Below are 11,271 nucleotides of genomic sequence, written 5' to 3'. Positions count from 1 at the left end.
ACCGTGAAGCGCGGAGCTGACGCCCAGTCCACTGTGATCGGGGTCGTCACCCGCCACACGAACCTCGGCGAGGTGCGCACGCCCTCGCGGCAGCAGATCACGTTCGACGAGTGCGCGAACGATCTGTTCCGCATGATCGCCGACGGCAGCTTCCCTGACCTGACGGCCCCCACCTCGCCCCGCCGAGGAGCCCCTCGCGCCTCCGACGGCCTCATCCGCATCGATGTCGACGGGATCACGACCTTCGCCAGCCCGAACGCGCTCTCCGCATTCAACCGGATGGGCTTCGACGATGAGCTCGAGGGGGAATCGCTGGCCGAGGTCACCACCCGACTCGTCCCGCCCTCCCGCCAGGTCGACGAGTCGCTGCCCGTGGTCGTCACGGGGCGCGCTCCGTGGCGCACGGACATCGAGGCCCGCGGCGTGACGGTATCCCTGCGCGCCATCCCCCTCAAGGACCATGGCACGCGCATCGGCGCCATCGTGCTGTGCCGTGATGTGTCGGAGCTCCGCCATCAGGAGCAGGAGCTCATCACGAAGGACGCCACGATTCGCGAGATCCATCACCGGGTCAAGAACAATCTGCAGACCGTGGCCTCGCTCCTGCGCATCCAGGCTCGCCGCACGCACTCCGACGAGGCACGCGACGCCTTGACGCAGGCCATGCGCCGCGTGGACGCGATCGCCGTGGTGCACGACACCCTCGCTCAGGGCCTCACCCAGAAGGTCGATTTCGACGAGGTCTTCCACCGTGTGCTCAAGCTCGTCGCCGAGGTAGCCTCCGCGCCGAACACCCGGGCACGGACCCAGTCGACCGGGCGGTTCGGAGTCCTGCCGAGCGAGTACGCGACCCCGCTCGCGCTCGCACTGACGGAGGTCGTCACGAACGCCGTCGAGCATGGGCTCGCCGGCCAGGAGGGTGTCGTGACGATCGACGCGAAGCGCACAGAGGACAACCTCCGTGTCACGGTGCGCGACACCGGCCTCGGTCTGCCGGAAGGGCGGATCGGTCAGGGGCTCGGCACGCAGATCATCCGCACCCTGATCCAGGGCGAGCTCGGCGGCACCATCGAGTGGCACGGGAGCGACGGCGACGGCACCGAGGTGGTCATCGACATCCCGCTGCGCTGGCTGGAACGCTGAGCGCAGCAGGGTCCGGACAGACGGAAGCGGCCTGAGAGTCGATCTCAGGCCGCTTCCGGAAGTTCAGGAGGCGCGGCGTGCGCGGGCGGCGCGACGCTTGAGAGCGCGGCGCTCGTCCTCGGAGAGGCCGCCCCAGACGCCGGAGTCCTGGCTGGTCTCCAGGGCGTACTGCAAGCAGATCTCGGTGACCGTGCAGGTGGCGCAGACGGTCTTCGCCTTCTCGATCTGATCGACGGCCGGGCCGGTGTTCCCCACGGGGAAGAAAAGCTCGGGGTCGACAGTCAGGCAGGCGGCCTTATCGCGCCAGTCCATGGGGGCTCCTCGGTGTGGATTTCATGAGATGTCGCGATGCGACCTCTCGGATTCGGGTAGTAGTTCGGGTTCCGCTACCCTGTTGAGATGCGGACGGAATGCCCGCGAATTGTGATGCGAGCGTGAACGCTCGCCCCACGCCGCTGTGGGAGCACATGACTTTCTCTATTCTGTTACATGAAAACCGTGAAATCAAGGGTTTTCTCCTCATTCGATCCATGGGAGACACCGTGCGCGCACCCGGAATCGCCCTCGCGGCAGCAGCCGTCCTCGCTCTCGAGGCAGTGGCGCTCCTGGTCTTCGCGGTGATCGAACTCGCCGGCCTCGGTGCGGGTGACGCGGCCTCTCTCCCGACCGCCCTCGCGCTCATCGTGCTCACGCTGATCGGTGCCGCAGCCCTCGTCGCCTTCGCGGTGGGCACGCGCTCCGGGAAGTCCTGGGCGCGCTCAGGGGGAGTGGTCTTCCAGGTGCTCGCCGTGGCGCTCGCGCTGGCTTCTCTCACGCTGCAGCCGATCTCCTGGCCGTTCACGCTCGGAGTCGGGCTCCCCGGCCTGGTCGGCTTCGCGCTGCTGATCACGAGCGCCCGTCGCGAAGGGCCGCAGCGCGCGGCGGAGTGACCTCCGGAGCTCGGATCTCCGAGGCTCGGGAGGTGCCTACGGGGCAGGTCAGGCGTCGATGCCGAGCTGTTTGCGCAGACGCGCAACGTGGCCGGTGGCCTTGACGTTGTACTGCGCGAGCACGATCGTGCCGTCCTCGTCGAGGACGAAGGTCGAGCGGATGACGCCTTCGACGAGCTTGCCGTAGTTCATCTTCTCTCCCCACGCACCGTACGCGGAGTGGACCGCGTGATCGGGGTCGCTGAGGAGCGGGAAGGTGAGGGCGTCGCGCTCGCGGAACTTCGTCAGCGTCGCGGGGTCGTCACGCGAGATGCCGACCACGCGGTAGCCGGCGCCCTGGAGGGAAGAGATGCTGTCGCGGAAGTCGCAGGCCTCGGTGGTGCATCCGGGGGTCATCGCCGCCGGGTAGAAGTACAGCACGGTCTTCTGGCCGCGCAGATCCTCGAGGCGGACGGTGTTCCCGTCCTGGTCGAGGAGTGAGAAGTCGGGGGCGGCGGTTCCTGGTTCGAGGCGCTGGGTCACGCCTCCAGCCTATCGCCCGGGCGTCTGCTCCGCCTTGTCTGCGAACGTCTGCAGCAGCCGCTGCAGAGAGTCGAGTCGCGCACGACCGGTCTCTCCCAGCTCGCCTCGTTCCGCCGCCTCGATGAGCGCGCAGTCGGGGGCATCGGCCAGATGGGTGCAGCCGCGGGGGCAGTCCTCGGCGATCGTCGCGAGCTCGGTGAAGGCCGCGAGGATGTTGGCCGGATCGACATGGCCGAGTCCGAACGAGCGCACCCCAGGGGTGTCGATCACCCAGCCGGTGCCACCCGCTCCCTGGTAACGCAGGGACACGGTCGACGACGACGTGTGGCGTCCGCGTCCTGTCACCTGATTCACGTGTCCCGTGGCGCGCAGCGCTGTGGGGACGAGTGCATTGACGAGTGTCGACTTGCCGACTCCGGAGTGTCCGACGAACACCGTGGAGTGACCGATGAGAGCCTCGCCGATCTCCTCGACGGGCATCTCGTCCTGGGAACTCGTGAAGACCCGAAGGTCCAGCCCCTCGAAATGCGTGAGGAACTCGGTCGGGTCGGCGATGTCGGTCTTCGTGACGACGAGAAGGGGGCGGATGCCGGCGTCGAGTGCTGCCACGAGATAGCGATCGACCAGGCGCGCACGGGGTTCGGGGTCGGCGGCCGCGACGACGATGAGCATCTGGTCCGCGTTGGCGACGATCACCCGCTCGACCTGGTCCGTGTCGTCCGCGCTGCGTCGGAGAAGCGAGGTCCGCTCCACGATGCCGACGATACGGGCGAGCGTGCCATCGTCTCCCGAGGTGTCGCCGACCACTCGGGCCTGGTCGCCCGTGACGATGGGTGTTCGGCGCAGCTCGCGCGCACGTGTGGTGGTGATCGTGCGCTCCTCCGCCGTGTCCTCCCCGAGCAGGACGGAGTAGCGACCCCGATCCACACCGAGCACTCGCCCCACCTGCGCGTCCTCGTGCGCGGGACGGCGCTTCGTGCGCGGCCGGTTGGCTTTGGGGTTCGGGCGGGTGCGGATGCTGCTCTCGTCGAAGTCCTCGAAGTCGTCTTCGAGGTCGTCGGCGTCGTCGAGCCAGCTCACCGTCAGCCCCGCAGCATCCGCTCCCAGAGCATCGTGAACTCCGGGAGGGTCTTCGCAGTGGTGCCGATGTCGTCGATCTCCACATCGGGGACACGGAGACCGATGAGCGCGCCGGTCGTTGCCATGCGGTGGTCGTGGTGCGCAGCCCAGCGTCCGCCGTGCAGCGGGCGCGGGATGATGCGGAGTCCGTCCGGCAGTTCCTCGGCCTCGCCGCCGAGGGCACGCAGGTTCCCGATCAGCGCGGCGATTCGATCGGTCTCGTGCAGGCGGATGTGCCCGATGCCGCGGATCGTCGTCGGGGAGTCCGCGAAGGCGGCGAGGCCGACCAGTGTCGGGGTGAGCTCGCTCGCCGCCGAGAGATCGAGGTCGAGACCGCGGATGCCGGAGCCCGCGCGCACAGTCAGCGTTCCGCCGTGCCGCCCGACGTGAGCTCCGGTCGCCTGGAGGATCTCCGGCAGGAGGGCGCCCGGTTGGGTGGAGTGCGGAGGCCAGCCCGTGATCGACACGGATCCACCGGTGACGAGCGCGGCGGCGAGGAACGGTGCGGCGTTCGAGAGATCGGGTTCGATCGCGATCTCCTTGGCGCGGGGGACGCCCGCCTCGACAAGCCATTCGCCGACGGCTGGGCGCTCGATGCGGATGCCTCGGCGGCTGAGTGCCTCGATGGTCATGTCGATGTGCGGAAGGCTCGGCAGGTGCTCGCCGGTGTGGACGAGGTGCAGTCCCACATCGAAACGCGGAGCGGCGAGGAGGAGCCCGGAGACGAACTGGCTCGATGCGGAGGCATCGATCTCGACGCGACCCCCGCGGATGCGCCCGTGGCCGCGGATCGTGAACGGAAGAGCCCAGGTGCCCTCGTCGTCGATGTCGACTCCGAGGTCGCGCAGCGCGCTGATGAGGCCCCCCATCGGCCGATGGAGGGCGGTCTCGTGCGCGGTGAGATGCACGTCGTTCTCGGCGAGTCCGGCCAGCGGAGCGATGAAGCGCATGACGGTGCCGGCCTGCCCGCAGTCGATCGTGGTGCCGCCGTCGAGTCTCGCAGGGGTGACGACGAGGTCAGGCCCGAACTCATGACCGGCATCCACCTCCTCGATGCCCACCCCGAGGGCACGCAGCGCGTCGACCATGCGCGCGGAGTCGTCGGAGTGCAGAGGGGCGATCAGGCGGCCGGGACCGTCGGCGATCGCGGCGATGATCAACTCGCGGTTCGTCAGCGACTTCGAACCGGGGATCGTGAGCTCGGCGTGCACGGGCACGTCGGTCGAGGGCGCGGTGTAGGCGCCCTGCACGCGGGAGGGGGAATACCTGTTGGCGCTCATCGGTTCTCACCTTAGTAAACGCAGGGAGCTTCGTCGCGAACGACAGGCTCCCACCCCACCGAAGGAGCGAGTATGACGGCGACGTTGGAGCGCGAGGTGATCGACCTCAGCGGCCTAGACTGGCCGGTGATGGATGACACCGCAACCGCAGACACCGTCGGCGACCCTCGGCGCGAGTTCGAAGAGCAGGCGCTCCCGTTCATGGACCAGCTCTACGCCGCCGCGATGCGTATGACGCGCAATCCCGCCGACGCCGCAGACCTCGTGCAGGAGACCTTCGTCAAGGCCTATGGGTCCTGGGCGACGTTCTCGCAGGGTACGAACCTCAAGGCGTGGCTCTACCGGATCCTCACGAACACCTACATCAACATCTACCGCAAGCGTCAGCGGGAGCCGTTCCAGGGCACGATCGACGAGCTCGAAGACTGGCAGCTGGGCGGAGCGGAGTCGACGACGGCGTCGCACAGCCGGTCGGCCGAGGCGGAGGCCATCGACCGGATGCCCGCCTCCGTCGTCAAGGACGCGCTGCAGGCCGTGCCGGAGGACTTCCGTCTCGCGGTCTATCTCGCGGATGTCGAGGGTTTCGCGTATCAGGAGATCGCCGACATCATGAAGACCCCCATCGGCACCGTCATGAGCCGTCTGCACCGTGGCAGGCGGATGCTGCGGGAGCTGCTGGCAGATTACGCCGCTGAGCGGGGCATCGCCGCGGCCGAGACGAGGAGCAAGAAATGAGTGACTGCGGCTGCGACAAAGCCCGTCAGGATCTGGAGGAGTATCTCCGCAACGAGGTGTGCAAGACCGAGCACACCGAGATCCGCGAGCATCTGGAGAACTGCCCGTCCTGTCGGGATGAGGCTCTCGTCGCCACCACCCTCACCGATGTGATCGCGCGGGCCTGCAAGGAGACCGCACCCGAGGAGCTGCGCGACCAGGTGTTCGCCCGGCTGCGGGCAGTGCAGGCAGCCCAGCACTGACTCCGGGTCGGAGGGCGTCGGTAGTGTGGGTGGATGACCTCCATCGATGCGAGAGACGTACCCGCTGACACCATCTCGAGGGAACGACTGGCCGGAGCCGGTCTTGACTATCGCGTCGTCGATCTGAGCGACGAACCGAAGGCATCGGCATTCGAGCGCGCGGTCGACCGCGGGTTCCTCGGGCCTGAGCCGAGCGCCGAGATGATCGCCCAGGTGCGCAAGACCTTCGCCGAACGGCGGAACGTCGGGGTGTACGAGCAGGGCGCCGTCGATGCCGACCTTCCCGTCGCGACCATCAACGGCTGGGTGACGCCGCTCACCGTTCCCGGTGGGCGTGAGATCGACATGTGGGCCATCAGCGTGGTGACGGTGTCGGCGACGCATCGCCGCCGCGGGATAGCCAGGGCGCTTCTCGAAGGAGAGCTTCGCGCTGCGGCAGCCTCCGGTGTGCCCATCGCGGGCCTCACGGTGTCGGAGGCGACGATCTACGGTCGCTACGGCTTCGGCTCCGCGATCCCGGTCGCGCGTCACACGGTCGACACCCGCCGCGCCGGCTGGAGCGGCCCGACCCCGCTCGGCACCCTCGAGTACGTCGACCGGGAGACCCTCGCTGCAGACCTCGGCACGGTCCACGAACGCGCACGGGGGAGGGCCGCGGGGCAGATCCCGGGCTGGCAAGGTCGATGGGAGGGGTACGCGGGCGTGTCTCCCACCCCGGACCGCGACCAGGCACGTGGGGTGCGTTATCGGGACGAAGACGGCGTGCTGCGTGGCGTCATGGCCTACACCGTCGGTGAGGCCGCCGGCACCTTCCGGTTCCGGATGGACGTGCGCCTGCTGGTCGCCGAGACGACGGACGCGCGCACGGCGCTCTGGCGCTTCGCTCTGCAGCACGATCTCGTCGACGAGGTGGTCGCCGACCTCCGCCCGGTCGACGACCCGCTGCCATGGCTCGTGCACGACACCCGCGGCGTGAAGCAGGAGGTGCACGACCACGGCTGGCTGCGCGTGCTCGACATCCCTGCCGCGCTGACCGCCCGTCGCTACTCGGCGCCGATCGACACCGTCATCCGCGTGGAAGACTCCCTCGGCTTCGCGAACGGCGACTGGCGCCTGCACGTGGACGACTCCTGCGTCGCCACCGTCGATCCGGTGACCGACTCCGCGACAGACGTCGATGTCACGCTCGATGTCTCCGCGCTCTCCGCCCTGTATGCGGGAGGGGTCCGCGCTGCGACGCTGCACGGTGCCGGCCGCATCGCCGCCGATGCCGCTGCGGTCGAGGCCCTCGACCGAGCCTTCATCACCTTCCCCGCGCCGTCTCTCGACATCTGGTATTGAGTCCGCCCGTCCGCGGCTGATTGCTGCGGGGGAGCACCGAATGGCCTCGCGCTCCTGCGCGAGGCCATTCTCGTGCGGAAGGAATAACTAGAAAGGGCTTTACCAGAAAGGGCCTTTACTATAACCTCGCCTCAGAGCGGATGCCCGTCCGCCCTGCTCGACTTCCGCAATGAAGCTCTTGAGACGAGGTTTCCATGCACGACAACCGCTGGAGGAAGTCCCTTCCTCTCGTCGCCGGCGCCGCAGCGCTGGTATTCGCATTGGCCGGCTGCACATCCGATGGCGGCTCGTCGGGAGGTGATCGCCCGCTCCGCATGTGGTCGGGGTCGATGACGCCCATCACCAACAACTTCAACCCGTTCGCCGTCGACACCGCGACGCACATGACGTTCGGTGCCATCTACGAGCCGCTCTTCTTCTTCAACCAGCTCTCGGACGATGCGCCTGTCGGCCTGTTGGGCGACTCATATGAGTTCAACGAGGACGGGACGGTCCTCACGATCGCCATCAAGCCCGACCTCAAGTGGAGCGATGGCGAAGATCTGACGGCCGAGGACGTCGCCTTCAGCCTCGGATACGGCTCCAACCTCGACCCCGACATGGTGTCGGTCGATGCCACCGATGACATCACAGCGGTCGTGACGTACTCGTCTCCGAAGTTCACGGCGACCTCGCTGATCCTCGGCTCCACCTGGATCATCCCGAAGCACATCTGGTCCGAGATCGACGACTACATGACGGAGACGAACCCGAAGCCGGTGGGCTCGGGGCCGTACACGCTCAAGTCGTTCACGGACGCCGCTTACACGCTCGAGGCGAACCCGCTCTTCCGCGACGGCGCACCGGCGATCAAGGAAGTGCAGGACATCGGGATCGACTCGAACCAGTCGTCGGAGGACCTGCTGAAGACGGGAAAGCTCGACTGGGTCGGCCAGTTCATCGCGAATCCCGACGGGGTGACCTCCAACGGGCGCATCAGCACGATGAACCAGCAGCAGGACCCCACCGTGATCATGACCTGCGCGGACGCGTCGATGGGCTGCACGGGTGCGCAGACCGATCCCGCCGTGCGTCAGGCACTGAACGTCGCGATCGACCGCGGTGCGATCAGCGGCAAGGCGTTCGCCGGTCTCTCCGGCGAGGCGTCGCCGAGCTTCGCCCTGCTCCCTCGCGACGAGAAGTGGCTGAGTGATCCATCGTTGGCGGTCAGCCCTCAGGAGCCGGATGCCGCCAGCGCCGAGGGGATCCTCGAAGCGGCCGGCTACACGAAGGGGAGTGACGGGTTCTACGGCAAGGACGGCATGCCCATCGAGCTCGACCTCTTCTCACCCGACGGGTGGACGGACTACAACGATGCGGCCAAGCTCATCAGCTCGCAGGCGGCCAAGGCCGGCATACGGGTGAACGCACGGACGGTCTCGGAGGCCGAGTACTGGACGCCGATCTCGACCGGCGAGTTCCAGCTCGCGCTCTACGGCATCACGCAGTCGCTGGTGGCCGATCCGTTCTCCAACTATGACCGTTACTTCACGACGACCGCGACGGCGAAGGTCGGCGAGGAGCCGACAAAGGGGCAGAACTATGCCCGCTACACGAATCCCGCAGTGGATGAAGCGGTCAAGCGAGCGGGAGCGACCCAGGACGAGGTGATCAAGAAGGACGCGTACGCGATGGTGCAGACGGAGATCGCCCGTGATCTGCCCTACATCCCGGTCGTGCTCAACGCGTCGCAGTCGTTCTTCAACACGGCGGATTTCACCGGGTGGCCGAGCGATGACGACCTGTATGCGGCACCTCTACCGTACCTGTCGACGGCGTCGGCAGTGATCCTGACCCACCTCCGCCCCGTCGAGAAGTAGGACCATCACCCATGGCTCGATCCACAGAGAGGAGAGGCTCGTGAAGTTCTGGATGCGCCGCATCGCGTTCTACATCATCACACTGTGGGCCGCGATCTCCCTCAACTTCCTGCTGCCGCGACTGCTCCCCGGCGACCCTGCCGCGATCATGCTGGGCAAGCTCCGGCGCGCGAACGGGGGGAGGCCGCTGTCCGAGGAGACGATCAAAGCGATCACCTCGATCCTCGGGGCGGAGAAGGGATCGACGCTGTGGGATCAATACCTCGCCTACTGGGGTCGGCTGCTGCACGGTGATCTCGGGGTCTCGTCGACCCGATACCCGGCCCCGGTAGGCGAGCTCATCGCTGCGGCATTGCCGTGGACGGTGACGCTCGTCGGAGCAGCCACCATCATCTCGTTCGTCCTCGGAATCATCGCCGGTGCGTGGGTCGGCTGGTTCCGGGGCACGTGGGTCGACCAGCTCGTGCCGATCACCACTTTTCTGCAGTCGATCCCGTACTTCTGGCTCGCGCTCGTACTGGTCGCAGTCTTCTCGGTGCAGTTGGGGTTGTTGCCGATCATCGGCGGGTACGACGTGTTCGAGTTCCCCGCCGGCCCTGAGTGGTCACCGGCCTTCTTCGCCAGCGCGTTCGTTCACGCTCTGCTCCCCGCCGCGACGATCGTGATCTCGTCGGTCGGAGGGTGGCTGCTGGGGATGCGGAACATGATGGTGCAGACGATGTCGGAGGACTACGTCCTCACCGCGGAGGCCAAAGGACTGCGACCCTCACGCATCCGCACCGCATATGCGGCGCGCAACGCCTCCATCCCGAGTCTCGCCGGCTTCGGGATCGCGCTCGGATTCGTGGTGGCCGGCTCGATCGTCACCGAACAGGTCTTCAGCTATCCGGGGCTCGGCAAGTTGATGATCCAGTCCGTTCAGGGCCTCGACTATGCCCTGATGCAGGAGTGTTCCTCGTCATCACCCTGACGGTGCTGGCGGCGAACTTCCTCATCGACCTCCTCTATGGCTTCATCGACCCGAGAGTGCGCCGCGATGGCTGACCTGATCGTTTCCCCGTCCGAGTCCACACACGCCGTCGCCGTCGCGCGGTCGGCACGTCTGCGGAACGGACTACCTCGGCTCTCCGGCAAGCTTCTCGCCGGTGTGGTCCTCCTCGGAGTGATCGTGCTGTTCGGGCTCATCGGGCCGCTGCTTCTCGGCGATCCGCGCGACGCGAGCTTCGACCCGCTGCTCCCGCCGAGTCCCGAGCACCCGCTCGGCACGACCAAGCTCGGCTTCGATGTGCTCGCTCAAGTGGCGACAGGCACTCAGGGATCGCTCTTCGTCGGCGCGGTCGCGGGGGCGGTGGCGCTCTTCCTCGCCCTGGTGTTCGGTGTGCTGGCCGGCTACTTCGGTGGAGCTCTCGATGAGACCCTGATGCTGGCCACGAACATCATGCTCGTGATCCCCGGCCTGCCTCTAGTCATGGTGATCGCGGCATATGTCCAGCACACCGAGGGGCTTGGCGACCTCGCGCGTAGCTCGCTGTTGGTGGCTCTCGTGCTCGGTATCACGGGCTGGGCAGGGTCAGCCGTGGTTCTCCGTGGCACCGCACGTTCCCTGCGCACGCGGGACTATGTCGCGGCGTCGGTCGTCGCGGGCGAGCGTCCACTTCGGGTCATCTTCGTCGAGATCCTCCCGAATCTCGTCCCGCTGCTCGCGGCCCAGCTCATCTTCGGTGTGATCTTCGCTGTCCTCGGCGAAGCGGGCCTGTCGTACCTCGGCCTCGGACCGACCGGTTCGATCACCCTGGGAACGGTGTTGAACGACGCCCAGACCGGGCAGGCCGTGGGCAGCGGTGCCTGGTGGTGGTTCGTGCCACCCGGTCTGATCATCGCCCTCATCGGGACCGCATTGTCTCTGATCAACTTCGCGATCGACGAGATCGTGAATCCGAAGCTGCGCCTGGTTCCGGTGGCTGCGCGACGCCAGCGTCTGGCGCGTCGTGCCGGTCGTGGTGTCGGTGGGGAAGGAGCGGTCGCATGACCGGGAACACAGCGGTCCTGACGGCGCGGAATGTGTCGATCGAGTATGAGGTGGATCCGCCGGTGAAGGCCG

At 67.3% G+C, this 11,271-nt stretch carries 11 protein-coding genes and 1 pseudogene; 8 read left to right on the top strand and 4 right to left on the bottom strand.

From position 1 onward, the window contains the following. A partial coding sequence (locus tag AX744_RS13740) for a sensor histidine kinase (RefSeq protein ID WP_061017491.1) occupies positions 1-1,143 on the top strand: 1,143 nt, incomplete at its 5' end. 63 nt (positions 1,144-1,206) lie between these two features. Here AX744_RS13740 and AX744_RS13735 read toward each other — a convergent pair. Beyond that, positions 1,207-1,455 (bottom strand): WhiB family transcriptional regulator, encoded by a 249-nt coding sequence (locus tag AX744_RS13735; protein ID WP_017203224.1) that lies wholly within the window; start codon positions 1,453-1,455, stop codon positions 1,207-1,209. 230 nt (positions 1,456-1,685) lie between these two features. Here AX744_RS13735 and AX744_RS13730 point away from each other — a divergent pair, with 230 nt between their 5' ends. Continuing rightward, on the top strand, positions 1,686-2,072 hold the full coding sequence (locus AX744_RS13730) for a hypothetical protein (protein ID WP_231589744.1): 387 nt from the start codon (positions 1,686-1,688) through the stop codon (positions 2,070-2,072). Positions 2,073-2,120: 48 nt separating this feature from the next. Here the strand turns inward: AX744_RS13730 and bcp are convergent, their stop codons facing one another. The 3 genes from bcp to aroA are packed head-to-tail and all read right to left on the bottom strand — an operon-like array spanning position 2,121 to position 4,993. Next, complete coding sequence (gene bcp, locus AX744_RS13725) at positions 2,121-2,594, bottom strand: thioredoxin-dependent thiol peroxidase (RefSeq protein WP_058633158.1); 474 nt, start codon at positions 2,592-2,594, stop codon at positions 2,121-2,123. 9 nt (positions 2,595-2,603) lie between these two features. Beyond that, the gene (gene rsgA, locus AX744_RS13720; protein ID WP_046749478.1) at positions 2,604-3,674 is read right to left on the bottom strand and encodes a ribosome small subunit-dependent GTPase A; all 1,071 of its coding nucleotides are present in this window, start codon (positions 3,672-3,674) and stop codon (positions 2,604-2,606) included. Positions 3,675-3,676: 2 nt separating this feature from the next. Further along, positions 3,677-4,993: a 3-phosphoshikimate 1-carboxyvinyltransferase gene (gene aroA / locus AX744_RS13715; RefSeq protein ID WP_061017489.1), complete on the bottom strand. Its 1,317-nt coding sequence runs from the start codon at positions 4,991-4,993 to the stop codon at positions 3,677-3,679. Between the two features lie 72 nt (positions 4,994-5,065). On the opposite strand from aroA, the gene AX744_RS13710 reads away from it, so the two are divergent. From AX744_RS13710 to AX744_RS13685, 6 genes and pseudogenes are all read left to right on the top strand, one after another. Continuing rightward, a complete protein-coding gene (locus tag AX744_RS13710) occupies positions 5,066-5,728 on the top strand; it encodes a sigma-70 family RNA polymerase sigma factor (RefSeq protein WP_046749476.1) in 663 nt (220 codons plus the stop codon). Beyond that, positions 5,725-5,970, top strand: coding sequence for a zf-HC2 domain-containing protein (locus tag AX744_RS13705; RefSeq protein WP_046749475.1), 246 nt, complete (start codon positions 5,725-5,727; stop codon positions 5,968-5,970). Before AX744_RS13710 ends, AX744_RS13705 begins: the two co-directional genes overlap by 4 nt. Positions 5,971-6,003: 33 nt before the next feature. After that, the gene (locus tag AX744_RS13700) at positions 6,004-7,311 is read left to right on the top strand and encodes a GNAT family N-acetyltransferase (protein WP_061017487.1); all 1,308 of its coding nucleotides are present in this window, start codon (positions 6,004-6,006) and stop codon (positions 7,309-7,311) included. A gap of 194 nt (positions 7,312-7,505) precedes the next feature. Beyond that, positions 7,506-9,170, top strand: a complete 1,665-nt coding sequence (locus AX744_RS13695; RefSeq protein ID WP_061017484.1) for an ABC transporter substrate-binding protein — start codon at positions 7,506-7,508, stop codon at positions 9,168-9,170. Between the two features lie 40 nt (positions 9,171-9,210). Continuing rightward, a pseudogene (locus AX744_RS13690) lies at positions 9,211-10,214 on the top strand (ABC transporter permease). Continuing rightward, a complete protein-coding gene (locus tag AX744_RS13685) occupies positions 10,207-11,199 on the top strand; it encodes an ABC transporter permease (protein WP_231728817.1) in 993 nt (330 codons plus the stop codon). Before AX744_RS13690 ends, AX744_RS13685 begins: the two are co-directional and overlap by 8 nt. Positions 11,200-11,271: the final 72 nt, after the last annotated feature.

It is taken from the genome of Microbacterium sp. CCH5-D1 (assembly GCF_001557335.1).
Lineage (GTDB): Bacteria > Actinomycetota > Actinomycetes > Actinomycetales > Microbacteriaceae > Microbacterium > Microbacterium oxydans.
This window is presented reverse-complemented; position numbering and strand designations above follow the sequence as displayed.